General features: G+C 52.6%; 22 protein-coding genes and 1 pseudogene. 8 read left to right on the top strand and 15 right to left on the bottom strand.

Annotated elements, in window-relative coordinates; genetic code table 11:
• The first annotated feature begins 37 nt into the window (after nt 1-37).
• Nucleotides 38-925: a hypothetical protein gene (locus tag HMPREF1292_RS09555; protein WP_021353010.1), complete on the top strand. Its 888-nt coding sequence runs from the start codon at nt 38-40 to the stop codon at nt 923-925.
• A 4-nt stretch (nt 926-929) separates the two neighbouring features.
• Here HMPREF1292_RS09555 and HMPREF1292_RS09550 read toward each other — a convergent pair whose 3' ends face one another.
• From HMPREF1292_RS09550 to glpX, 5 genes are all read right to left on the bottom strand, one after another.
• Nucleotides 930-2,921: a hypothetical protein gene (locus HMPREF1292_RS09550; RefSeq protein ID WP_023019701.1), complete on the bottom strand. Its 1,992-nt coding sequence runs from the start codon at nt 2,919-2,921 to the stop codon at nt 930-932.
• Nucleotides 2,922-2,940: 19 nt separating this feature from the next.
• A complete protein-coding gene (locus HMPREF1292_RS09545) occupies nt 2,941-3,549 on the bottom strand; it encodes a hypothetical protein (protein ID WP_023019700.1) in 609 nt (202 codons plus the stop codon).
• A 1,267-nt stretch (nt 3,550-4,816) separates the two neighbouring features.
• Nucleotides 4,817-5,182: a zinc ribbon domain-containing protein YjdM gene (locus HMPREF1292_RS09540; RefSeq protein ID WP_024272773.1), complete on the bottom strand. Its 366-nt coding sequence runs from the start codon at nt 5,180-5,182 to the stop codon at nt 4,817-4,819.
• Nucleotides 5,183-5,407: 225 nt separating this feature from the next.
• On the bottom strand, nt 5,408-6,811 hold the full coding sequence (locus tag HMPREF1292_RS09535; protein ID WP_023019699.1) for a class II fumarate hydratase: 1,404 nt from the start codon (nt 6,809-6,811) through the stop codon (nt 5,408-5,410).
• 132 nt (nt 6,812-6,943) lie between these two features.
• Nucleotides 6,944-7,954: a class II fructose-bisphosphatase gene (glpX, locus tag HMPREF1292_RS09530; protein WP_023019698.1), complete on the bottom strand. Its 1,011-nt coding sequence runs from the start codon at nt 7,952-7,954 to the stop codon at nt 6,944-6,946.
• Between the two features lie 102 nt (nt 7,955-8,056).
• Between glpX and HMPREF1292_RS09525 the strand changes: the two genes are divergently transcribed.
• Nucleotides 8,057-8,755 (top strand): DUF4245 domain-containing protein, encoded by a 699-nt coding sequence (locus tag HMPREF1292_RS09525; protein WP_023019697.1) that lies wholly within the window; start codon nt 8,057-8,059, stop codon nt 8,753-8,755.
• 8 nt (nt 8,756-8,763) lie between these two features.
• Here the strand turns inward: HMPREF1292_RS09525 and HMPREF1292_RS09520 are convergent.
• The 4 genes and pseudogenes from HMPREF1292_RS09520 to xseA all read right to left on the bottom strand — a co-directional run bounded on the left by HMPREF1292_RS09520 (nt 8,764) and on the right by xseA (nt 11,801).
• Nucleotides 8,764-9,968, bottom strand: a pseudogene (locus HMPREF1292_RS09520) (glutamine synthetase beta-grasp domain-containing protein).
• The gene (locus tag HMPREF1292_RS11625) at nt 9,950-10,159 is read right to left on the bottom strand and encodes a hypothetical protein (protein WP_084526798.1); all 210 of its coding nucleotides are present in this window, start codon (nt 10,157-10,159) and stop codon (nt 9,950-9,952) included. The pseudogene HMPREF1292_RS09520 and the gene HMPREF1292_RS11625 overlap by 19 nt, the downstream one beginning before the upstream one ends.
• Nucleotides 10,160-10,174: 15 nt before the next feature.
• Nucleotides 10,175-10,468, bottom strand: a complete 294-nt coding sequence (locus HMPREF1292_RS09515; protein WP_021353020.1) for an exodeoxyribonuclease VII small subunit — start codon at nt 10,466-10,468, stop codon at nt 10,175-10,177.
• A 94-nt stretch (nt 10,469-10,562) separates the two neighbouring features.
• Nucleotides 10,563-11,801 carry an exodeoxyribonuclease VII large subunit gene (xseA, locus tag HMPREF1292_RS09510; RefSeq protein ID WP_034646183.1) on the bottom strand — a complete coding sequence of 413 codons (1,239 nt, stop codon included), beginning with the start codon at nt 11,799-11,801 and terminating at the stop codon, nt 10,563-10,565.
• Between the two features lie 95 nt (nt 11,802-11,896).
• Here xseA and HMPREF1292_RS09505 point away from each other — a divergent pair, with 95 nt between their 5' ends.
• Nucleotides 11,897-12,880, top strand: a complete 984-nt coding sequence (locus HMPREF1292_RS09505) for a 4-hydroxy-3-methylbut-2-enyl diphosphate reductase (protein WP_023019693.1) — start codon at nt 11,897-11,899, stop codon at nt 12,878-12,880.
• A gap of 16 nt (nt 12,881-12,896) precedes the next feature.
• On the opposite strand, the gene HMPREF1292_RS09500 is transcribed toward HMPREF1292_RS09505, so the two are convergent.
• Genes HMPREF1292_RS09500 through HMPREF1292_RS09490 form a run of 3 tightly spaced genes read right to left on the bottom strand, consistent with a single transcriptional unit; the run spans nt 12,897 to nt 16,428 of the window.
• A complete protein-coding gene (locus tag HMPREF1292_RS09500; protein WP_023019692.1) occupies nt 12,897-13,694 on the bottom strand; it encodes a DUF6542 domain-containing protein in 798 nt (265 codons plus the stop codon).
• Between the two features lie 11 nt (nt 13,695-13,705).
• Nucleotides 13,706-14,899, bottom strand: a complete 1,194-nt coding sequence (locus HMPREF1292_RS09495; RefSeq protein WP_023019691.1) for a DNA recombination protein RmuC — start codon at nt 14,897-14,899, stop codon at nt 13,706-13,708.
• A gap of 32 nt (nt 14,900-14,931) precedes the next feature.
• Complete coding sequence (locus tag HMPREF1292_RS09490; protein ID WP_034646178.1) at nt 14,932-16,428, bottom strand: AI-2E family transporter; 1,497 nt, start codon at nt 16,426-16,428, stop codon at nt 14,932-14,934.
• 151 nt (nt 16,429-16,579) lie between these two features.
• Between HMPREF1292_RS09490 and ychF the strand changes: the two genes are divergently transcribed.
• The 3 genes from ychF to HMPREF1292_RS09475 are packed head-to-tail and all read left to right on the top strand — an operon-like array spanning nt 16,580 to nt 19,173.
• Entirely contained in the window at nt 16,580-17,665 is a 1,086-nt protein-coding gene (gene ychF / locus HMPREF1292_RS09485; RefSeq protein ID WP_021353026.1) for a redox-regulated ATPase YchF, read from the top strand.
• 35 nt (nt 17,666-17,700) lie between these two features.
• A complete protein-coding gene (locus HMPREF1292_RS09480; protein ID WP_023019689.1) occupies nt 17,701-18,405 on the top strand; it encodes a queuosine precursor transporter in 705 nt (234 codons plus the stop codon).
• Between the two features lie 15 nt (nt 18,406-18,420).
• Nucleotides 18,421-19,173 carry a PIG-L deacetylase family protein gene (locus tag HMPREF1292_RS09475; RefSeq protein WP_023019688.1) on the top strand — a complete coding sequence of 251 codons (753 nt, stop codon included), beginning with the start codon at nt 18,421-18,423 and terminating at the stop codon, nt 19,171-19,173.
• Here HMPREF1292_RS09475 and HMPREF1292_RS09470 read toward each other — a convergent pair.
• Nucleotides 19,170-19,907, bottom strand: coding sequence for a hypothetical protein (locus tag HMPREF1292_RS09470; RefSeq protein WP_034645274.1), 738 nt, complete (start codon nt 19,905-19,907; stop codon nt 19,170-19,172). The two genes, HMPREF1292_RS09475 and HMPREF1292_RS09470, sit on opposite strands and share 4 nt — an antisense overlap.
• A 168-nt stretch (nt 19,908-20,075) precedes the next feature.
• On the opposite strand from HMPREF1292_RS09470, the gene zupT reads away from it, so the two are divergent.
• Nucleotides 20,076-20,843, top strand: a complete 768-nt coding sequence (gene zupT / locus HMPREF1292_RS09465; RefSeq protein WP_021353030.1) for a zinc transporter ZupT — start codon at nt 20,076-20,078, stop codon at nt 20,841-20,843.
• 40 nt (nt 20,844-20,883) lie between these two features.
• On the opposite strand, the gene HMPREF1292_RS09460 is transcribed toward zupT, so the two are convergent.
• Together HMPREF1292_RS09460 and HMPREF1292_RS09455 are read right to left on the bottom strand one after the other, a co-directional pair.
• Nucleotides 20,884-21,510 carry a DUF402 domain-containing protein gene (locus tag HMPREF1292_RS09460; protein ID WP_023019686.1) on the bottom strand — a complete coding sequence of 209 codons (627 nt, stop codon included), beginning with the start codon at nt 21,508-21,510 and terminating at the stop codon, nt 20,884-20,886.
• A gap of 19 nt (nt 21,511-21,529) precedes the next feature.
• On the bottom strand, nt 21,530-22,276 hold the full coding sequence (locus HMPREF1292_RS09455) for a hypothetical protein (protein ID WP_023019685.1): 747 nt from the start codon (nt 22,274-22,276) through the stop codon (nt 21,530-21,532).
• A gap of 447 nt (nt 22,277-22,723) precedes the next feature.
• Between HMPREF1292_RS09455 and typA the strand changes: the two genes are divergently transcribed.
• Nucleotides 22,724-24,628: a translational GTPase TypA gene (gene typA, locus HMPREF1292_RS09450; RefSeq protein ID WP_021353033.1), complete on the top strand. Its 1,905-nt coding sequence runs from the start codon at nt 22,724-22,726 to the stop codon at nt 24,626-24,628.
• Nucleotides 24,629-24,669: the final 41 nt, after the last annotated feature.

The following is a 24,669-nucleotide window of genomic DNA, read 5'->3' as shown; positions in this document are numbered from 1 at the left end:
CATGTGGCCTAAGAGAATTAACCCGAAACCAAGGTTTATGCCTGCCCGCGGTAAGAAAAATTGGGGCTTACCCGTTGCACAAGCTAAAGCGTTGGAAATTGAATTAGAAACAACCTTCAGCACTGCAGGTATAAGCATGCAGTTAACTGGACGGAAAATTCATTTGCGGTGGCGAGAAGGCCACGAGACTAGCAGGGAGCTGGCGCCACTGTTGGAAGACATTGCTGATGGTGCTGCCTTGTCGGCTAGTGTGGACGAATTCGTCGCAAAGATCATCCGTTACGAGACCGAAACCGTTGCGCGTGGTTTGACCTTGTCGCAGCTTTATCGCGGGGCTTTTATGCATTTGGATGCCAAGCGCGGTGGTGAGTGGGGCAGCTTTAGCCTTGATTTGGCTCGCTATCTGGTGGTTGGTGGCGCTGGAAGCTATCTTCGGCTACCGGCGTATGAGGTACGAAAAATTGACGACGACATTCAAACAATTGTGGAAATTGCGCGAAAGAATTTATTTCGCGCTTTAGATAATGCACAAGTGGATGTGCAACGCCGACGTAGTGGGCCGGGTGGAGAGTACGCCTATGTGTTGCGTTGCTCGAACCCGCATTGGTCTTCTATGCCGCTATTTTTAGATTGGTGTGTGCAGCGTTTCATTCCTGGTGAAGAATTCGACGCTGGGATACTTTTTGCGGTGCCACAACCAGACATGGTGTTAATTCGCCCAGTCACGTACGGAAATGACTTAGCTGAAGGTATGGCAACGATGGCGGGAGCGGCACTGGCATTATTTGCGGCTGACAAGCGTGGAATTTCGCCGCGCTTACATGTAAGCGTTGGGGGCGAAATCCACGCGATTTCCGACGTAACGGATAACAGCTATCTGCTGTACCCAACGGATTATCTGGTTGAACGGATTAAAGGTACTTAAACCGTTAATCTCGCACCCAGGCACCGATAACCCCAGGTACTACCGGTCGACGTTCACCGAGTAGTGCTTTTTGGTTCCCCTCGCGTTCAATTGCTGTGGTTACAGCCTTTGCACGGCTTGGTTTGGAATTTGTTCCAGTACCTTGCCCTTGTTGCCCGGCACCACCCATCATTGGCATCATTCCACGACCCATGTGGCCGGAACCCGAACGACCAGAGTTTCCTGCTTGAGAGCTGTGGTTTCCGGAAGCGCTGTTGCCGTGTGGGTTGTGGGCACCGTGTTGTCCATTGGAACCAGAACTACCGGATCCGCCATGTCCATTAGAGCCATGGTTACCAGTTGCATTGGGGCTGTTTTGGCCTGCATGTGGCCCGGGGGATCCAGGTTGATTAGGGCCACCCGCATGGGAAGCTCCGCCGCCGGAGCCAATGGGACGGGCAGAAAAGTTTTCACTGTGCCCTCCAGAATAACCGCCGGCACCAGGAATCGCAGTTGAACCCAACCCGCGCGCTCCAATTCCGAGTTGCGCGCCAGGATTCATTCCGCCACGGCCAGAGATGCTGTTGTTGACGCCCCGTCCTGATTCCGACACCCCTGGTAACGATGTGTTGGCACCGCGTGCACCACCAAACACATTTGTGCCTGATGCATTAATTGGTTGGGAACCGTTCGTAGTTGTTGGGGATGGATGCGTGATGCCAGTGTTGAGCGGGGTACCGGTGTTGCCATTACCTAAAACACGGGCGGCACCAGCATTAGGCGAATTGTTGGCAGCCATGGTTCCCGGCGTACCTTCGAAGCGGCTCAAACCAGGGGATCCAGCGCCACCATGGTTGGGAGCAGAAAAACCTGTTTGTTGCGCATTAGTTGGATTAAAAGTTGCTGCTTGCGAAGCTACATTCGTAGGCGTGTTATTGGTGCCCGCAGAATGGTGGGCTGCGGCATGGGTTGACACACTATTTTGGCCCACGTTCGCTACTTGTGCTGTGCCGTTGTCTGCGGCAGCAAACGTTGCTTGGTTTGGTCCGTATTCGGCGATGGTCCGTTGAACTTCACGGGGCAACTGCATGGCGGCCCGTGCTTCTTCCACGCCAGATTTTGCATGGCCGGTGCCAACTGCTTGGTTTTCGCCGCCGCTAGCGGCTGGGCTAGGGATGCTCAGTCCCAGGAGACGCGGAACGGCCGTCTGTAAGGCGGTGCTGAATTGGGTAGGGAAAATATCCAAATAAGTTTTCTCAATCAATTCGCGTGCGCTTGGGGTGTGATTTAGAGCCACCGCGGCTTGCACAGCTCTGGTGTTATTCCGTGCCGCCTCAATCGTGGCGATCAGGTTATTGATGGTGCTGTTCATGATCTGAGAATTAGCATTCAATGTCCGGCTGGTTTCTGCAAAATGACGTAGTTTCTGTGCACCACCGGAGATTGCGTCACCATAGTTATTTGCTTCTAGATCCGCGGCCACTTCTTCCAAGCCATCGGAAATTTCGGTGGCGGCTTGGCTGAGTTGCTGCCAGAGATCAGCGTCGTGGTGTGCTGCAGAATCGACTGTGCCGGAAAAATAACTTGCCAACAGATTGATGTCCGGAACTCGGCCGATAGCGGGGCTGTTGATTGCTACCGGAGCAGACTTGTCAGATGGTTCAGCGGCGGTAAAGAACTTGCTGCTAGCGGAAGGATGGCCAGAATACATGTGGGTCAGGCTGCTAGAGAGGTATTCATCCTGCTCGTAGACTGCGCTTGCCAGGTTGTGCAGGTTGTCGGCGGCCCATGAAATTTTGTCACGTAGTGCCATGAATTCTTCCGCTGCAGCACCAGGATTACCAGAAAGCGTTCTACCATGCTCGGCGGCAAGGAAACCTAGCCCTGGGATCTGTGAAAAAGCCTCAGAGAGGCGTGAGCGTCCACTTTCCCGGCTAGCTTGGTATGCCGACGCTCCAATTCCCGCCAGCTTTGATCGGATAGCGGATAGTGATTCGGTTGAAATGTTTAATTCCATAATTGCCCCCGATTTTTATCTAGTTGAGAACGATTCTTTCTAAGTTCTCTAGTGCGATCATGCAACTTTCTTCTAGTGTAAGACCTCTAAGTTTGCCGTGGTCACCGATGTTTATACGCCCCTTTACAGTTTCGATTCCAGCAGTGCATTCATCAGTAGCAGTCAATTCCCTGAAGTGGACCTCTGCAATGGAGGAATCGGATGGAATGTCGAGAATTTCTCTTTTTTCCTCGAGCTCTTTCATAGAATAATCATCAACCGTAATTGCGAGGTTTCCTGCTTGGCCGGTTGAGTAAGACTCGGTGAGATCTTCGGACATACCGAGAAAGCATGTGATATGTGTTCCGTAGATTCTCGTTTCGGAGATTTCCGGATGATAATGCAAACCTGCCTTTTCCCAGACTGAATCTGGTGCTTCGTCGCATAAGTTGAATAATTCGAAGTCGGGAGCGTGACGATCCGTGGGCCCGCGTTCGGGCACCCAGTCAGCAAATTCGATGGATTCCTGTACTGGTTCATCGGCTACGGTATCATCGTTGCTCTCGGTTACAGAAGCATTGTCCGACGTGCAGCCTGCGACTAAGCTGCCGGCAAGCAATGTCGCTAGGCTAATTCGGTATCTGCTCATCAGCTTTCCTTCCATCCTATTTTCAATAACTATTGGTGATCTTGGATTATCAGGGGAGGAGTACTACGAGTCGATTAGACTCTGCATTAGGTCAGAAGGTTCCCGCACTCAGCGAACTAGTGCAGTCCGAGAACTTTCGTTAGATAGACGTGAGGCGCCCAGGATCAACACTGCGGTGAGATCCGGGGCGCCTCGCGCTCGCAACCCTATTAATTTATTTCCTAAAATCAGCCGGATTCCGACCCGAGCAATCGATGATCAACATTGATTACTCATAACCCCCATTGGGTCGGAATCCTGTGGCCTTTTGGAAAGCGCCCCCGAAAGCGCTTTCCGAGAGCACGCTGGCGATACACGCGATGACCCCCATCGTGTATCCGCTGAATAGGCAGCTTCGGCTATAGCCGCTTCTCGGGCCTCCTTTCGTCTTCACAGGCGAAACCCGAGCAATTGATGCAGCCCTTGACCTCCGCGCGCCTGACACGGTGATTGAACAACGACGATTCTGGTTAACATTATTCCCCCGAATGTGGTTAACCAGGCCGTAGCTCAAGGCCGAATCGGCAGCCAGCGTGAGGCCGTTCCGAAGTAGCTGCATCAATGATCCCCCGCTTCTAGCCGGTGATTACAAACGTGCTCTCAGCGAATAATCAGCGGGAACTGATTTCGTTCGCCGGAATTCATTGTGCATGAGAACCGGTGATTTGTCCCGCCGGGTGCAAAGAAATAAAATACATGATTGATCAACCATTTCAAGGAAGTTTTGGATTGCGGGAATGCATTCGGGGCTGAGTTCGATAAGCCTAGTATGGCCTGAGTGTTAGATATTTTCTTGATAGTTTTTCGAGAGAAAATGCTGTGAACTAAATGGCTGGCGGCGGGGTTTTGCAAGCGCAGTCGGGGTGGATTTGCCTCACTCTAATATTAGAGGGCTGTGAAATTTGAGACGTGTGGGGTTGTAGCTAAAAATTGCCTGGAAGAGAACTGGGAAAATTTAAAACGGGAACATGTTCGAACCCTGGTTTTGGGTGGGTGAAATGTGTGTTCATGGCCGTAAAGCTAGGGCCTGTTTGTTCTACCCCTAATCTGGGGGTATTTCCGGTGCTTTATGCCGACATCGGTTGGGGCACAGGGGGTGCTGAAAGAACAATGTGTAGCCCCGAATAGAAAAATACGCCCCTGATTTTCTCAGCGGCGTTGTCAGGTTTCTGGCGGAAAAGCCTCAGAAATCCCTTTCGGGGTTGGCAAAGTGGAGAAGAGAAAGTAATTAAGACTTCTTTACGACGGCGGGCTTCAGCGTCATTGCGCCAAATCCATCGATCTTGCAATCAATATTGTGGTCTTCCGGGCCGGTGCCGGCGTCGTAATTCAAGCGAATATTACGCACCTTGGTGCCTGTCTTCAGCGGTTGTTGGGCGCCTTTTACCTTTACCGTTTGTGTGATCGTGACCGAGTCGCCGTCGGCGAGCTCATTGCCCACGCTGTCTTTAATGATGTTGTTGGAAGCATCTACATCGCCATCTGTGGAATCGTTGCTTGGATTCCACTCGTATGCACACTCGGGGCAAACGATCATTGGAGGTAGCTCATAGGTGTATTCACTGGTGCACTCTGGGCAAGCTGGCAAAGTCATTGACTAATAATAACCGTCGTTAGCTCGCTTAAGGAATTACGTGCACAGCAAAAATAGGCGGATAGCCTAAAGAAAAATTCTGCATTAGGGACCGGCGCATTTTTGGGTGTGCATAGAAATGGTTAACGCTCCAGGCATTGAGCCTAGAGCGTTAATTTAATGTGCAGTAAGAGCTGTGTGTACAGCTGCCTGCGGCCAGGCTAGCTGCAGGCAGAACTGCAAGCCTTAGAAGCGATCGCGGTCGGTATTGGCCATGGCGAGTACGTCGAGGCGCTTATCCAACTCTTCTTCGGATAGATCATCGCCAACGAAGCCCAGGTCAATGACGGCCTCACGGATGGTGATTTCCTTGGCCAGTGCATGCTTTGCTACCTTCGCAGCGTTTTCGTAGCCGATAGCCGAGTTTAGCGGAGTCACGATCGATGGGGATGATTGCGCGGAAGTCTTCATCATCTCGCGGTTTGGCTCGATGTCATCGATTAGGCGCTCAGCGCAGACACGGGACGTATTAGCCAGCAGGCGAGCCGATTCTAGAACATTGCGTGCCATCATAGGGATGAAGACGTTCAACTCGAACTGACCCTGGGTGCCACCGAAGGAAACAGCAGCATCGTTACCGATCACCTGTGCGGAGACCTGGGTGGCGGTCTCACACAGAACCGGGTTGACCTTGCCCGGCATGATCGAAGAACCAGGCTGCAGGTCAGCCAGCCGGATCTCGCCTAGGCCGGTCAGTGGACCGGAACCCATCAGGCGGATGTCGTTAGTGATTTTGTACAGCGAACCAGCGATGACCTTCATCGCACCTGAGAATTCCACCAGTGCGTCGCGGTTCGCTTGGGCTTCGAAGTGATCTACTGCCTCGCGCAGTTCTTCGAGTCCGGTTAACTTCTTCAGTTCTTCGGTGACCTGGGCACCGAAATCAGCGGAGGTGTTCAGTCCGGTTCCGGTTGCGGTACCGCCAATTGGGAGCTCACCCAGACGCGGCAAGGTGGCCTTAACACGCTCGATACCAAGCTCGATCTGGCGAGCGTAACCACCAAACTCCTGGCCCAAAGTCACAGGAACAGCGTCCATCAGGTGGGTTCGGCCCGACTTGACGACATCCTTCCATTCTTTAGCTTTGTTTAGAAGCGAATCGTGCAATTGTTGCAAACCAGGGATGAGGTCCTTCACCGCGGCCTCAGTAGCTGCGACGTGGGTAGCCGTTGGGAAGGTGTCGTTGGAAGACTGGCCCATGTTGACATCGTCGTTCGGGTGAACCTCGGTGCCGGCCTGCTTTGCCAGAGATGCGATAACCTCGTTGGTGTTCATGTTCGATGAGGTGCCGGAACCAGTCTGGAAGACGTCGATTGGGAATTCGTCGTCGTATTTGCCTTCAGCAATTTCCTTGGCAGCGGCAATGATGGCGTCAGCCTTGGCACCGTCCAGAGCGCCGTTGTCTTTATTAACCTGTGCACATGCGGCCTTTAGCAGACCCATTGCGCGAATCTGTGTAGATTCCAAACCACGGCCAGAAATAGGGAAGTTCTGCACTGCGCGCTGGGTTTGTGCACGCCACAAAGCGTCCTTTGGTACCTTGACTTCGCCCATCGTGTCGTGTTCGATGCGGTATTCTTGCTCAGTCATTTTCTCACCTTCAAGTCAATACTTAATTGCGTAATTTGTGTAGCCGGGAAGCTGTGCACTTGGCCGGGTAATGGCCTGTGCTGCATACCAGTATTCCAGCGTTGCGCAATTATTTCCCGTATAAATTGTTGCTTATTTGCTGCTGTAATCAATCACGGAGTATTCCTGCAGCTTAGCGAGCTGGTGAATTGATTCGACATAACGGGTTGTGCCGGATTTCGAACGCATCACCAAGCTACGTGTGACAGCGCCGGCAGGACGATAAGAAACCCCACGGACCATATCGCCATCAGTCACGCCGGTGGCGGCGAAGTAGCAGTTGTCCGACGAAACCAAGTCGTCAGTAGTTAGAACCTTGTCCAAGTCGTGCCCGGCAGCGCGCGCCTTTTCTGCTTCTTCCTCGCTTTGTGGCCACAACTTGCCCTGGATTTCACCGCCCATACATTTCATCGCGCAGGCGGTAATGATGCCTTCTGGGGTGCCGCCGATGCCCATCATCATGTCAACACTGTTGGAATCATGCGATTGTGCAGCGGCAATTGCGCCAGCAACATCGCCATCCATAATGAGACGTACTTTGGCACCAGCTTCACGAATTTCTTTAATCAATTTCTCGTGGCGCGGGCGATCCAAGACTACGACGTTGATTTCCGCAACCTTGATGCCTTTGGCCTTAGCGACGGCGGCTACGTTGTCAGCTACCGAAGCATTGATGTCGATCGCACCACGTGCTTCTGGGCCAACTGCGATCTTGTTCATGTAGAAGACCGCGGATGGATCGAACATTGTTCCACGCTCTGCAGCTGCAATGACGGAAATGGCATTTGGGCGACCTTCTGCCATCAATCGCGTGCCATCAACCGGGTCTACTGCGATATCTACCTTTGGGCCTTCGCCGGTGCCAACGTTTTCGCCATTGTAGAGCATTGGAGCCTCATCTTTTTCGCCCTCGCCAATCACAACGACGCCGTCCATATGCACCGAGTTAATCAGGCTGCGCATGGCATCGACTGCAGCACCGTCGCCCTCATTTTTCTGTCCGCGACCTACCCAGCGCCCCGAGGCCAAAGCTGCGGCTTCGGTAACGCGGACTAATTCCATGGCGAGGTTGCGATCAGGGATATACGAGGTGGGAGCGGACATAAATCCTCCTGGGTTCTAGCTTGGGCATAAACGTGCCTCCCATTGTTCCACTAAAATAGTCAACCGTTGTGGGGCACACCCAATAAGCCGCTAATAAAGCCGATGAAATGTGTGAGTCAGCCGATCGCATGGTTAATTGAACACATCGCTGGGCGTTGTGAATTCGTTGTGAATTCGCGCCTGGAATTACCACCTCTAATAGCTAAACGTGCCATACTGTTGGACGTGGCTGGCGAATCTAAAAAAACCGCAATTTTTCAAGGTGGCCGAGACATGTTTATCTCTGTCGCCGTCATTGTTATTGCCATGATTGTGGTAGTAGCTCCTACAGGGCTCTGGTCTTATAGCCCAGGGGAGCCAGAATTCGAGCCGGTGCGCGAAGTAGACCCGCAGGCGTTTATCGATAATGAAGCCCGTGCTAGTGCGTACGACATCTACTTCCCGGAGGCCCCACAGGATTGGGTTCCGAACTCAGCGCGCCGCAAACTGATCGACGGCGAAACCTCCAGTGTCGTTGGATGGGTGACAGCAGAGCGCGGTTTCATCCAAATTGCGCAAACAGGCGTGCCACTTGCGCAAGCGTTGCAGAAATTTGACAGCAAATATCGTCCGAACCAAGAAGCGCGTCAGATTGTCGGCCGCGAGGTGACCGTGAAATCTTCTGACGATGCTTCCGTAAGCAGGCTGTGGGGAGTGGAGAAAAACGGCACCACGTTGCTATTTGACGGGGTTGCTTCTGACGACGAGTTCACCACGATCATTGCAAACACCCTGCAGGCCGACGCCTACCAGCCTGCATAGGTAGCGCACTACACGTTGTAATAGAGCTCAAATTCTTTTGGGGTAGGCCCTTCACGCAGCGGCATAATTTCTTTGTCGTATTTCAACCGGATATGAGCGTCAAGCAAAGAGTCGCTGAACACGCCTGTGCGCGTTAGGAATTCTCGGTCATTGTCCAAAGCTTCTAAGGACCGTTCCAGTGAATACGGCACTTGCGCAACTGTTTTTGCTTTGGAGAAGCTGACGTCAGACAAGCTAGACGAGTCAGACGAATCGAAATCAACAGGGTTGCCTGGATCAATCTGGTTCTGAATACCATCCAAGCCTGCTAGTAGCTGCGCGGCAAAACCTAGATACGGATTCCCTGAAGGATCTGGCGCACGGAATTCTAAGCGCTTGACATCCGGGTTATTTCCTACAGCCGGGATTCTAATGGCTTAGGCATGAACGTTGCAGTCCGCCCCATAGACTCGGCTGTGTTCTTCACGATGTATTTGAAGGTCTGCAAATCATCGCCAGCAGCCAACAAGGTATTGAACCTGTACTCGACCTTTTGCGCACCGCCTGTAGCGATCTCGTGATGGAACCGCTCTACTGCAAACCCGCACCCCGTCAAGTGATGTGCGATTTCATCACGAACCGGAATGGTTTTGTCATATGGGGCGGCGGGGAAGCGGCCGTCGTTAATTTGGATTTGGTTTCCGCGGTTCAGATCCCCGTTGATCATGGTCTTTTCGCCAGAACGCCACCCGCCCTCATCAGAATCGACGTGGTGGAATGCAGTATTAACTGAAGTGGAATAGCGCACGGAATCGAACACGAAAAATTCCGCCTCGCACCCGATATAACAGGTGTCGGCAATGCAAGTGTCTTGCAAGTATTCTTCAGCGCGACGGGCAATGCTGCGTGGATCCCGGGAATAGGGTGTGCCGTCGGAGGCCGACTTGTGCACGAAAAACTTCATATTGACAGTCTTGTGCGCACGAAACGGATCAATATACGCGGTGGAAATATCTGGGCGCAGAATCATGTCGGGTTCATTGGTGGTAGTGAAACCATCAATCGACGAACCGTCAAAGGCAAACCCCGCTACCGCTGAAGCCTCAGTAAAAGTATTTGCCGGAATGGTCAATGCATGCTCGGTGCCGCGCAGATCTGTAAAACGCATATCCAAATACTCGACGGAATGTGCTTCGAAAAAAACGAGTAACTCGGTCACAGTAGTGACGGCGATGTCTGTTCCTCGCAGAAGTTTCTTTTGGGGTGGTCGGCTATTCCGGTAATTCCGGCGTCTTCGTCGGCAAGCAGCATAAGAGTTTCCTCCATAGTCTTGACGCATTGGGCAGAATCTGTGACTTGTGCGTCAACCATGTCCTGTTCGGATAGATAGAGGAAATCAATCCGGGTATCGTTCTGCGTGCTCAATAACGTGTTTTATCCTTATTCGCCGTGATCGGTGCCAGAATCCCGATTCTGTGCGCCAGATTCATCTCCTGCGCTATTCCTAGTACTCATTGCCTCGTCAACACGGCGGTTTGCCCGATCTAGATGCTGTTCGCAACGCTTGGCTAAGGCCTCGCCACGTTCCCAGTACTTTAGCGATTCGTCAAGCCCCATCTGACCTAATTCCAAAATTTTGACGGTCTCAATCAGCTCGTCACGGGCTTGTTCATAGCTGAGTTCATCAACTGGGCGCTCTGGGGAAGGATTTCCGGTACCAAAAGAATCGTTCATTGTACAGCCTTTCGAAATAAATAATTACAGAGTTAACGCAAGGTACAGGGACTCAGCAACAAGTTAATGGCATGAGGAGGGGACTGCTCGTTGCCTAATCCGCATGCTGGGTTCCCATACCCGCCGCAGTGATCGAGCCGTCGGCGACGCGAATGCGTAATTGAGAACCAGGAGGTGCTTGTGCAATCGTGGTTACAACCTCTGGATCGCCATCACGAGGCAGTACCTGCACGATTGAATAACCACGTTCTAATGTGGATGCTGGCCCGAGCGCAGAAACCTGTCCGCGTAGAGCTGCAACCCGCGAGCTTTCCTGGCCAACGACATGACGGATTTCCCGGCGAATAGCAGCTAATGCATTTTCGAGTTCGTCGTGCCGGGCTTTGATCGGGGTACGCGGGTCTGCCAGCACCGGGCGGGAGCATAAAGCATCCAGATTTTGTCGTTCGTGTGCTACCCACTGTCCGATAGCCTGCGCCATTCGGGCGCGTGCTTCGTCGAGAAGCGCGCGTTCCTCGGCGACGTCAGGGATGACTCTCTTTGCCGCATCCGTCGGAGTCGCTGCACGTAGGTCTGCGACATTGTCCAGAACCGGTGAATCTGGTTCATGGCCGATTGCTGAAACGACGGGTGTGCGTGCCGCTGCTACTGCACGTTGCAGAGCTTCTTCGGAAAACGGTAACAAGTCTTCCACGCTGCCGCCGCCACGTGCGATGATAATGACATCAACCTCGTCGTCGGCGTCTAGCTGCTGGAGAGCGTCTATTACTTGACTGACCGCTTGGGCACCCTGCACTGCCGTATTAATAACGCGGAAGTCCACGGCAGGCCAGCGGTCACGTGCTACTGAAAGAACGTCACGTTCAGCAGCTGATCCGCGCCCGGTAATCAGACCCACTGTACGGGGAAGATAAGGGAGCGGAAGTTTTTTCGAGGCGTCGAAAAGACCTTCAGCGGCAAGCTGCCGACGCAGATTTTCGATGCGAGCGAGTAGTTCACCAACCCCCACATGCCGAATGTCAGTAACCCATAATGAAAACGACCCACGGCCTGCGTAAAACGCTGGCTTACCGTACACCACGATGCGATCGCCATCTTTAATCGGAGTAGGCAAATTTTGTAGTAAATGTGTGGAGGTCGTGAGAGAAACCGACATTTCCTGGTTGACGTCGCGCAAAGTGAGATAGGACAGCTTCCACGACGGTTTCATGTTGACCTGCGTGAGTTGGCCTTCGACCCACAAATAACCGAGCCGTTCAATCCAGCCCTTGATCTCGGTATTGGCAGTGCTGACTGACCATGGATTCTCTAATGTAGCGGGTGGTTTACTCAACAACGATCCCTTCGTCCAACGATGCGCGTAGCGGTTGTACCCGGTAACAGCTGCCCATTGTACTGGGTGTTGACGTATTGGATACCCTGGAGGGCATGACTGAACAGGCTGAGCGACAACCCAATGTTCTTCTCGCGGCACCCCGCGGCTACTGCGCTGGTGTGGACCGCGCCGTTGAAACGGTGGAAAAAGCCTTAGAAAAATACGGAGCACCGATCTATGTGCGCAAAGAGATTGTGCATAACAAGTACGTGGTGAAGACCTTTGAAAAGCGGGGCGTTATCTTCGTAAATGAAGCATCGGAGGCCCCAGAAGGCGCCCACCTGGTGTTTTCTGCACATGGTATCTCGCCGGCGGTGCGGGCTGAAGCTGGTGAGCGAAAACAGATTACGCTTGACGCCACCTGCCCGCTGGTGACAAAAGTACACCGTGAGGCTGAACGCTTCGCCCGCGACGGCTATCATATTTTGCTGGTCGGCCACGAAGGCCACGAAGAAGTCGAAGGCACCGCTGGGCATGCGCCAGAGGTGACCTATCTTGTCGACGGTGTGGAGGGGGTTGACAAGCTTCCGGAATCGTTGGTTGATGAAAAGATTGTCTGGCTTTCACAGACCACGCTCTCGGTAACGGAGACCATGGAAATCGTCAATAAATTGCGAGAACGATTCCCGCACCTAGAAAACCCACCGAGTGATGACATCTGTTATGCGACGCAAAACCGCCAAGAATCTGTTCGTGCAATCGCCCCGCAGTGTGAACTAGTAATCGTGGTGGGATCGACGAACTCTTCGAATTCCAAACGATTGGTAGAAGTTGCCCTTGATGCTGGTTCTAAAGCGTCGTACTTGGTCGATTTTGCTGATGAGATCAAGGAAGAATGGTTGGACGGTGTGGAAACCGTTGGTGTGACCTGTGGTGCTTCGGTTCCAGAATTACTGGTTCGTGACGTCATACAATGGCTCGATGAGCGTGGATTCTCTGATGTGAAAGAAGTGACGACGACAACCGAGACGATCCAGTTCTCACTGCCGCGCGATCTCCGTCCAGCCCGTAACCGGAAAAAGCAGGTCCAAAACTAAGATTCTGGTTGGTTCATTAATTATCCCGGTTATTGCTCCGGGAGAAGGCCGAAGATCTTTCGCCTGCCCGTCGCGCTGACGTACGAGTGGGAGCTGCTGGGTGGATGCGTTCTGTGGATGCCGTTGGTTCATTAGCGGACTTCGACGCATGTGCGCTAGCCTGTGCCCTTCGGGCATTGGCTTCCAGTTGACTGCTTGGGCGTGTTGATCGGGGGAGCCGTGATGAACGCACAGGGGAAGAAGTAGCGTTGTCAGCACGGTTACGTGCCATCAATTCTTCTACGGTTACACGGTTGGTGCGTTCGCGGGCGCGCGAACTAGAGCGAATATTGCGTCGATTAGATTCTCGATTACGGCTGCGCTGCTGCCTTCTGTTTCGCTCGTGTATCTTTGCTTGACTGTTTAGTAGCAATAATCGAGCCACAGCGATACCGATGGAGATGACGGTGATCAAAGCTAGCGCGGGAAAATATTCGACCACGGCGTAAATCGAGGTCCATACCATCGTGCGTGATGCAGCCTTGGCCCCGTCTGGCGCTGAAGCGATGTTGTTGCCCCAGGAGGTGGAGAACGCGAAAAAACCAAAAATTAGCGGAAGCGGCGCTACGGTCAGAAATAACGACTCTGCTTCTACGAAGAGCGTGACGAAAACCGCGGCAAGCAAAAAACACAACAAGAAAGGCCAGCCAAGGCCATTAAACAAGATGCTAAGTAGTAGTCCTGTCACGCTGGCGGCCAGCACTAGTACAAGTGCAAGCGACAACGACAGGCCGGAAAAACCTGGCGCGGGGGACCTTCGAGACTGCGTAGACACAGTAGGTCATCTTAGCGGAAGTCAGATTCGTGATAGTCTGCGACATCTACATACGTAGGCGAAGAGTCTGTGGAGCTGCGCCGTGCACGGTGTGCTGCGTGATACGGCTTGGTGGGTTCTCGTGAACTCACTCCCATTTCTGCTAATCGTCGAGCAGTAACCTGCACTCGGGAATCTAGTGAAGAGAGCGTGGAATTGTAGGCTTCAACAGCCTTGTCCAAACTCCTTCCGACACGATTGTAATGTTCGCTGACCGTATTTAAGCGCGAGTATAGCTGACGGCCCAGCTCATGAATTTCTTTGGCTTTTTCGGAAAAATCTTCTTGTCGCCAGCCCAAAGCTACCGTACGTAGGAGTCCAAATAGTGTAGTCGGTGTTGCAATTACAATGTTTCTGGAAAATGCATACTCGAGTAATTCCGGGTCGGTATTGAGTGCCGAATCAAGGAATGGGTCCGCAGGTACGAACATGACCACGAATTCTGGACTGGGTTGGAATGCATCAATATAGGGTTTTGCTGAAAGATTTGCGACGTGGTTGCGCAGTAGGTGAGCATGTCGACGCAAATAACCGGCGTGTTCTTCCGGATCATCGGTATCAAGAGCATCCAGATATGACGTGAACGGTACTTTGGCATCGACGATGATCTGCCGACCTCCAGCTAAATGAACAACCATATCGGGGCGAACGAGTCTTTCTCCCAGCTTGGCGCTTGTTTGCACACTGAAATCACAGTGTTCAACCATTCCCCCGAGCTCAACGACGCGTTCGAGCTGCATCTCTCCCCAGCGGCCTCGGACATTTGGGCTGCGCAGGGCGTTTACAAGCTGATCTGTGCGTTCGTTTAAACGCGTAGATGTGCGTGATAGTGCCTGAATTTGGCTGGTCAGCGATGCCTCGGTATGGCTGCGCTCGGATTCCATGGTGCGCAACTGCCCATTGATGCTTTCCAGCGATCTTTCCACGACTGCGAGAGATTCTAGCGCGGGCGTGAGCCCAGGTTCAGGCCGGGAGGCTGGGGGATGTTGATTTACTGACTCTTCATTGAGTAGCCCCGAGTCTCCTGCAAACTTCGGGCGGTCAAGGGATCGAGTGGCGTTTATTGTGCCGTGTGGGCGCAAGCTACCGTGTGCGAACCATCCGAGAGCGATGCCCAACACGAGTGCAATAAATACGGAAACGATGGCAACTGTAGAAATGGTCATGGTATGGCCTGCGGAGAGTAGGGGAAATGCGATCAGGCATCAGGTTGATGCTTATGTTTATTTGATTTGGACATTTTTGCCCACCAGCGTTCCACGCGGTCGGTGGCCAAGCGGTGATGTTGGCGGTCGGACTTTTTGATGCTTGGTCGGGCGTCTAAATTGATGCGTTTTTCGAGTTGATCTTCGAGATCATCGTCGAGATGAATGGTGGCTTCCTTGGTGTATTTCGCGGCATCCTCGTGGGCATGGGCGTGTGTGCTTCCGTCTTGCCGCCAGGAACGACGTAAGTTGCGTCCGTTATCTTCGGTGAATTTAGCGGCCAGCTCACCAGCGATCGTCACCGAAGTGATATCGCGTGCGCGGCGCTCACCAGAATTCAAGGTGAGGAGGTCTTGGACGTAACGATAACCGACGGCGATCATTGCTGCGACTGGTACTGCCAAGAATGCGCCGATTAGGTTGAACAGTGCAGTACCAGTAATTACGGAAATTAACACGACCACTGGGTGTAAGTTCATTGCGCGCGCCTGGAACCACGGTGAGAGGATATTGCTCTCAAGTTGTTGGACTGCGACGACCACGATGAGCACCATAATTGCTTCAGTAAATCCAAGGCTCACCAACGCAATTAGCGTCGATAAAGCTCCGGCGGTAATCGCCCCGGCAAAGGGAATGAAGCCGGCCATAAAGGTGATAATCGCCAGTGCTAGTGCCAGCGGAACTCCGATGATAACGAGCCCGAGACCAATAAAGATGGCGTCAATTAAAGACACTAAGGCTTGTGCGCGGATAAATCCGCCCAGGGTGAGCCACGCTCGGGTGAAGAGTTCGGTCAAGTGCCAACCAGTACGACGACCCGTAGCGCGGCGCAGCCAAGGTAGGAATTTATGTCCATCTTTGAGGAAGAAAAAGGTCAGAACTAAAACCACAAATAGAGTGATGACCATTGAGGTTGCTGTTTCGATGCCAGCAAAAACACCGCCGACGATGGTGTCGGCCTGTTCTTGCAGCCAGGTAAATACCTCTTCAATGAAATTTGAGAGATCATCGCTATTGAGGTGGAGAGGTGGGCCTTGTAACCAGACTTGCACTCGTTGAATGCCTTCCACCGTCTGTAAGTAAAGGCCTTGGGATTGACGAACGAAGTCGGGGGCGATGAAGAATATAGTTCCGCCTACTAAGCTGACGAAACCGCTCAAGGTTATTAGCGCCGCGAGTGAACTCGGAAAGCCTGCATTTCTTAGCTGGCGCGAGATCGGAGCCAGCATGGTGCAGATGATTAATGCAAATGCAATCGGCAATACGCCAGCCCAGAAGCGACCGACGATCCTGCCCAAAAAGTAAATGAATGCACCAAGGATAATTAGGCGTAATGCCCAGGTGGCGGCCTGTTTAATGCCGTGGCCGAGCACCACAGAACGATCGACTTGATCGCCGGGTGGGTGCGGCGTGATATCTGACCACTCGATATCCTGTGGAGCAGATTCTTGCTCCTGGCGATCTTGTGCTCGGTCTGGCTTCGTACTCACGCCTAATATCATGCCTTATTCCTAGCTGCTAGGCGAAGAACGCAGATGCAGATTCACTCGCAGGGCGCTGTGGGATCGTTGCCTGGGCAAGTTAACTCCAATCCTGCGATGGCTTCGAAGTACCTAAAGCTAATACGTTAGGATGAGCCGTGTGAGTCTTACTTTAGGAATCGTCGGATTGCCCAATGTTGGCAAGTCCACTCTGTTTAATGCCCTGACCCGTAGCGATATTCTGGCAGCGAATTATCCGTTCGCCACCATCGAGCCCAACGTCGGCCAGGTGGAGCTTCCGGATCCACGATTGCGTCGGCTCGCGGAGATTTTCTCCTCTGAGCGGATTTTGCCAGCCATCGTTTCCTTCGTAGATATCGCCGGCATCGTGAAAGGCGCTTCGGAAGGTGAAGGCATGGGAAATGCGTTCTTGTCGAATATTCGCGAAGCCGATGCGATCTGCCAGGTGGTTCGTGCCTTTGCCGATGACAACGTGATCCATGTTGACGGTAAGGTCAACCCAACTAGTGATATCTCCATCATTAATACTGAGCTTATTCTTGCGGATTTGCAGACTTTGGAAAAAGCCCTCCCGCGACTGGAAAAAGAAGCCAAAAAGAATAAAGACCTGACCGAGGTCGTTGAAGCTGCGAAGACAGCTCGTTCAGTATTGGAAGACGACCGCACACTGTACGCAGCTGCGAAAAACGGTGAGATTGAATTGGCTCCCTTGCGTGATCTGCATTTGATGACCACTAAACCGTTTCTGTACGTCTTTAATTCTGATGAAGAGGTACTGACAGATGAGGCGAAGCGGGCCGAATTGGCAGAATTAGTAGCGCCAGCCGACTGCGTCTTCTTGGACGCAAAGACCGAAACTGAATTGCTCGAATTAGAAGAAGACGAAGCAGCCGAATTGTTGGAATCTGTCGGGCAAAATGAGCCTGGGCTGAACACCCTCGCGCGTGCTGGTTTTGAGACACTCGGGCTCCAGACCTATCTGACCGCGGGACCGAAAGAAGCCCGTGCGTGGACTATCAAGCAGGGAGCTACAGCCCCACAGGCAGCGGGCGTGATCCACTCGGACTTTGAAAAAACCTTTATCAAAGGTGAAATCGTGTCTTTCTCTGATCTCGACGAGGCAGGCTCCATGGTTGCAGCGCGTAATGCTGGCAAAGTGCGCCTGGAAGGCAAGGACTACGTTATGCAAGATGGCGACGTATGTGATTGGAAGACCGGCGCTTAACACAGCCGTCTGGAACAACCCGAAAGAACTTCGAGATGACAAAGAACACCCCGCAAGATGCTTCCCGGCAGACCACCGGTGATGCCCACGCTCGCTACATTCCGATTCATGCCGGGCTATATCCAATTTTTCTGGCTGCGTTCGTCGTTGTTTTTGTCATCTCGAATATAACCGCCAGTAAAGGTGTGACGATAGGTCCGCTAGTTACGGATGGCGCATTTTTCTTGTTCCCAATCGCCTATATTATTGGCGACGTTTTGGCGGAATGCTATGGGTTCAAAGCTACTCGGGTAGCCATTTGGACAGGTTTTGCCTCGGCATTAGTGGCGGTACTAGCGTTTTATGTCGCCATTTGGTTGCCAGCTGCTGATTTTTACGAAAATCAAGAGGCATTCTCTACAGTTCTTGGGTTGGTTCCGCAGATTGTGGCGGCTTCGCTGGCTGGTTATGCTGTTGGCCAGCTGCTCAACGCCTGGGTGTTGACCACGATGAAAAACCGCAATGCCAACGCTCCATTATGGCAGCGGTTGATGGGGTCGACTGTCGTTGGCGAATTCGGTGACACCTTGGTGTTCTGCCTGATTGCAGCGACCGCGATCGGTATCAGTACATTATCGGATTTGGTGAATTACGTAATCGTAGGGTTTGTCTGGAAGACGGCGATGGAAGCAGTTTTATTGCCGGTAACTTATCGCGTGGTCGCCTGGGTGAAAAAGCGTGAAATGCCGGTGAAGCCCTAGGGAAACCAGGTAAATATGAATGAGACGCAACCAGCAGTATCCAAATCCCCAGAACAACCAGAACCTGAATTAACGCCGTTAGATATTTCGGGTATTAAGAAAATCCTGGTTGTTGTGGCACACCCAGATGATCCCGAATATGGTCTCTCTGCGGCCGCACATGCTTGGATTAAGCACTCAGACATTGAGATCGCCTATTTGCTGTTAACCTCTGGCGAGGCCGGCATCGCGACGATGACGCCGGAAGAGTGCGGTCCGCTGCGTGCTGCTGAACAACGCGAGGCCTGTAATGCGATTGGCGTGGAGTCACTGGAAATATTAGATTTCCTGGACGGTCAGCTCGTTTATAGTCTGGAATTAAGAAAGGCGATTGCACGCAAAATTCGCCAATTTCAGCCTGATGCCGTCGTGACTTTGCCCATGAGCTTGGAGTTGTCCTGGGGATTGAACCAAGCTGATCACCGGGTAGCTGGACTGGCAGCACTCGATGCTGCCCGCGATGCCGCTAATCCGTGGGTCTTTCGTGAGCTACCAGAACCGGCCTGGTCCGCTCGGCAATTCTGGATAGTGAATGACGTGGCTGCAGACCACGCTTATCGGGTGGATTGCGATGATGAACAAGCCGCTATTGCTTCGCTAGAATGCCATAAAAAATATTTGGCTGCACTTGAGGACCATCCGCCTGCTAAAGACTTCATTCCCTTAATTTTACGTGGTGAGAGCCTAAAGGAAAGCCCGCGCGTTAAGTTTAAGGTTTATGAACTTTAAGGCGAGGATTGTGGTCCAATTGGGTTGGCAGGTTGTTGAATGCTGCGTTGGCCGTGCGGCAGTGGTTGCAAGATTGTGGCTGCAGGGTAGATGTCCAGTGGTTGCGCAAGACTAGGAATCTCTACTACACGCCCGTCACCGTGGGGAAGCGCGACGACCACGTGTCCTTCCGAACAATATGCCCGAACGTTGAGCGGGGTAGCGATCGGCTCTGTGACAGGGATTGAGCCAAGTTTATTGCCATCGATGAACACACTGGTACCCGAAACCACTGCGTACATGTGTGACGTGCCGTAAGTACGCATGTCATAACTAGAGTGCACGGGATAGTATCGTGAACCCACAGTTACCGGACCTGCAGGGTTATTTACCGCGACAATCCACGGTGCAATTGGAGCTAGAATTTCTAGGTCTATATACCCGGAATCGAGAGAAATGCGTGCCGTTGCTGCAATCTTGAGAGTCCGCAATGGGCGTAATGCCTCGACGTCGGGAAGTACGCCGATAATCCCCTTCGACGCATTGATTCGCCATTTACCCTGGAACGTCATAGTTACTGGAATCTCGAACTGTTTCGCATGGTCCTCATCAGCGCGAGCGTGCCGCCCGCTGGGCGGAGCCACGTGAATGCTTGGCAAGCTCAAAATGGCTGCGCTGAACGCCTTCTCAGCTGGAATTGGGTCACTGACGTGGACAGCGCTAGCAGGCAGCGGAAAAAACTGCACTTCGATCACCCTGCTTATCGTGTTTATAGTTTTGTGTGGCTACCATGGTTTATACCGCGTATTGCAATAAACTCCTGGTTAAGCATTGTAGGTAGAAACCTTGCATCCGCACACCAGAAATTGACCAGCTTAGTGAGCTTCTTAAATTAACCAGTCGAATAAAGTCTAATAAAAAGAATGTACGAAACTTCCACGATCTTATTTGCGTTCGCACTTACCCTTGGAGCCGGGCTTTCTACCGGTATCGGGGGCGCGATTGCGGTTGCGAAAAAACGCCCAGGTCCGGCTTTTATGGCGATAGCTTTGGGCTTATCTGCGGGCGTTATGTTGTATGTCTCGTTTGTGGAAATTTTACCAAAGGCCATGGAGAGTATCGGTGGTTGGGCGGTTGCTGGCTTTTTCGCAGGCATAGCGCTGATCCTGGTGGTCGACAGGTTAGTCCCAGAAGACGTCAACCCCCATGAACCTTTGCAGATTCAGAAAGACGCACGTAGTAGGTTTCTGAAGACCGGGGTTTTTACTGCCGTGGCAATCGCAATTCACAATTTCCCAGAAGGGTTGGCGACGTTCATTGCGGGTTTAGAAGAACCAGAAATCGCGGTGGGGGTAGCGTTGGCGATAGCGATCCATAATATTCCTGAAGGCATTGCGGTAGCCATCCCGCTGCGTGAAGCGCTAGGATCCCGGTGGAAAGCGTGGGCAGCAGCAACCTTGTCGGGGTTGGCGGAACCGCTGGGGGCGTTTGTTGGGTTTGCTTTGCTTATGCCCGTGATGGGACCAGTGGCACTTGGTTTCGTGTTCTCTTCTGTAGCCGGTGTCATGGTATTTATCAGTTTGGACAAACTCCTGCCGACGGCCGAGGTTACGGGCCGCCATCATGCCGCGATATATGGCTTGATTGCCGGAATGGCGATTATGGCAGTCTCGTTGTTACTGGGTGCCTAAATAGCTTCCATCGATTTTGTGGCCCCACATTGGCTTTAGCCTAGCTCTCTATTGGAGGGCTCAGGGTAAACGATTCGGGGTGGGCCCAGGAGATGGGCATATCCAGAGACCTTAACCAAGCTAGAACATCGTCGTTATGCCGCGTGATGCCTTCGACAGCCCGTAAAGTTGCTTCAATTGCGTGTTCGGCGTCGTCGGCGCTAACTAAACCTTGTGAGGTGGCTTCCGCAAGTTCATCGATATCGAGAACCTCAACTGGATGGCCGGTGAGGGAGACGATATCTACGTAGAGGTCACGAGTGTGCCAAGCCGGTTCTACTTTCGCCACCGTAGATGTTGTTGCCGATTCTTCCTCAGGCAATGGTTCACCTGCTGTGTTTTCAGCAGTAGGAAGTTTGTTTTCGACAGCGTCTTTGATTTCGACAATGTCAATGTAGAAATCTTGCGGTCTTTCGAAGCCTGGACGGTAGTGAAAAATGCTGATTCGCAACGACAGCTTTGGAAGCAGCCATGATTCGAGATAACCGAATTGTGGGTGATCCGCACCTCGGGCCATGTATAAGCCGAAATCGGTGGTGCGATAAATATCGACGTGGCGGTGAAAACCTTTCGGGTCGATATTCACCTTGCTCTCGGTGGCAAAGGTTTCGTGTTTAACGGGGTGCATGATCGTGACCTGTGAAGTGTTAGCTAGTAATGATCGCGGCGGTAGGGAAGTAGTTACAGGTGCTATCTTCTGTGTGGACGCTGCCTTCTAGTAAGACCACGATAATCCCGCGACCGGTGTCCGCGACACCAGAAATGGTTGCCGGCCCTTCTGGATTAATACCGTGGTTTCCAAGACTGATGCTGCCGCGCCTGCCATTGGAGAGGTTGAACCAATGAGCGCGCATATCTTGGTGTTGTGCGGCGGGTGCGGTGCCTAATGCTGTGAACAAGAAAGCGGTTTCATGTGCTTTGGCGCCAGGCAAGGGAATGTCTGCGGGGCCTGGTACTGCGATAGCTGTACCGACGCTGTTATGAGCGCCGTTGATGCAGGAACTGGCGACCGTAGGCCAGCCAAATTGCGTGAATTGTGGGCCTTGTTTAGGTAAATCCGGTCCGCCAGTTTCACCTGCTCCGATTGCGAAATCCAGTGCCTGTAAGATGGCGTCTTTTGCCTGTGGCGGGACCCATGGCTGGTGCGCGAAACCGCGGATTTGGGCGGCTGTTTCCGGAGTTGGTCGCCCCAGGTGATCGACTGGAGAATACCGGGTAAACAGATCGTTGAGTTGACTACTGAGCAGTTGTCCCTGTTGCGAGGCAGGGTTCGGTGCAGGTAACACACTGGATGCTTGGGGGGCTGCGTGAGCCTGCAGTGCCGATGACGCGAGTAAGGCACAGCTGGCGACGATGCTAGCTATGACTGTGCGGGTGCGGGGGGCTGCAACCATGTGTTCCTCCGGGAAATGGTCTGTGAACGATAGCTGTGAAATTACCGTTGAATAAGATGAATGGAGCGAAGTAGTCGACACTTTGGTGTCACATGAGTAACACTAAAAACATTGCTCACAATTCTCACAACATTAGTTGGGTTGTTCCTTATCTGCAATAGGGGTGCGTTATTGCCTTCATGTCGAGATTTGTGCTCTATCCGTCACCTAACCATCGTTATCCGCGCGTGTGAACTGCAGCCTGGAGCAAGCTTCTTTAGAAAACTCAAGAGAGCTCAAGACGGTTAGCCGTATGGTGCAAGCCGCCTGGTGCAAACGACAATTGGTTTTCGGTGCTCGTATTGTGATTTATGGGGGATTGGGGGCATTGCATTAAAGAAAAGGTGCAACGAATGGGCAAGGGGAGTATCGTTGAACCGTTAAAACCCACGATTTTTCAGGAGTACTGTGAACACTGAGTTCCGCAACGTCGCAATCGTCGCACACGTCGACCATGGCAAAACCACGCTCGTCAACGGGATGCTCGAGCAATCCGGAGCGTTCGGCGAACATGGCGAAGTAAATGATCGCGTCATGGACTCGAATGACCAGGAAAAAGAGCGTGGCATTACGATCCTCGCGAAAAACACCGCGGTCCGCCGTAAAGGTCTTGGTAAAGACGGTGCTGACCTTATCATTAACGTCATTGATACCCCGGGCCACGCGGATTTTGGTGGTGAAGTCGAACGCGGAATCTCGATGGTTGACGGTGTAGTTCTGCTTGTCGATGCCGCCGAGGGGCCACTTCCACAGACACGTTTCGTTCTCACCAAGGCGTTGGAAGCGAAGTTGCCGGTGATCATCGCGGTCAACAAGACTGACCGCCCAGACGCTCGCATCGATGCCGTTGTGCAAGAATCCCAGGACTTGTTGCTGGAAATCGCCGCCGGATTGGAAAACGAAGAGGCCGCTGCAGCAGCGGAAGAACTTCTGGACTTGCCGGTTCTTTACGCGTCTGGGCGTGAAGGCAAGGCCTCGACAGAAAATCCGGGAGATGGCAATGTTCCAGATTCAGAAGATCTGCAACCACTGTTCGATGTCATTTACGACGTTTTGCCGGAGCCATCTGCAACCGTTGATGCTCCGTTGCAGGCGCATGTCACCAACCTGGACTCCTCGGACTTTCTTGGCCGTTTGGCGCTACTACGCGTGTACGCAGGCAAGATTACCAAAGGGCAGCAGGTGGCCTGGATTCACTACGACGAAGACGGCAACGAAAAGACTACCAATGTCAAGGTTGCCGAGCTGCTGCGTACAGAAGGCTTTGATCGCAAACCAGCGCAAGAAGCTATTGCAGGTGACATCGTTGCGATCTCAGGTATTCCTGAAATCATGATCGGCGATACCGTCGCTGATCCAGAATCTCCAAAGGCGCTACCTCGTATCGCTGTCGATGAGCCAGCAATCTCCATGACGATTGGCGTGAATACTTCTCCGTTGGCTGGACGCGGCGGTGGCGACAAGATGACAGCTCGGTTGCTGAAAAACCGTCTGGACCAGGAACTCATTGGTAACGTCTCGCTGCGCGTTTTGCCGACTGAAAAGCCAGATGCATGGGAAGTGCAAGGACGAGGCGAAATGGCTTTGTCGGTTCTCATTGAGTCGATGCGTCGCGAAGGTTTTGAGTTGACCGTTGGTAAGCCAGAGGTTGTTACACAGACGATTAACGGACAGGTGCATGAGCCTTATGAGATCGTCACGATCGACGTGCCTGGTGAATTCCAAGGTAATGTCACCCAGCTATTGGCAGGCCGGAAAGGCCAGATGCAGTCCATGGACATCAAAGAAGGCGATTGGGTTCGCATGGTCTTCCGTATTCCAGCCCGTGGCCTGATTGGGTTCCGCACACAGTTTATGACTGAAACCCGTGGTACCGGCATCGCGAACTCCATGTCTGATGGCATGGATGTTTGGGCCGGGCAGATCAAGTCGCGCGCAACCGGTTCGCTTGTGGCTGACCGTTCGGGCAAGATCACCCAGTTTGCTTTGATGTCGCTGGCTGATCGTGGCAACTTCTTCGTTGAACCGGGCGCCGAAGCTTATGAAGGCATGGTCGTCGGTGCTAATAACCGTGATGAAGATATGGACATCAACATCACGAAGGAAAAGAAGCTGACGAATATGCGCGCAGCTTCCGCGGACACTACCGTTACGCTGGCAAAAGCTAAGACTTTGTCGTTGGAAGAAGCCTTGGAGTTCTGCGGCAATGACGAGTGCGTTGAAGTAGCCCCGGAGGTTCTACGAGTACGTAAGGTTGAGCTGAACGCTTCTGAACGTCGTCGTGCAGCCTCGCGTGCGAAAAATCAGAAGTAATTCGCAGAAACAGCGGATAGATCCGCACCAACAGCCATGAT

It is taken from the genome of Corynebacterium sp. KPL1995, from assembly GCF_000477935.1.
Lineage (GTDB): Bacteria > Actinomycetota > Actinomycetes > Mycobacteriales > Mycobacteriaceae > Corynebacterium > Corynebacterium pseudodiphtheriticum.
Note: the sequence above shows the minus strand (reverse complement) of the source record. Positions and strands in the feature narration are given on the sequence as shown.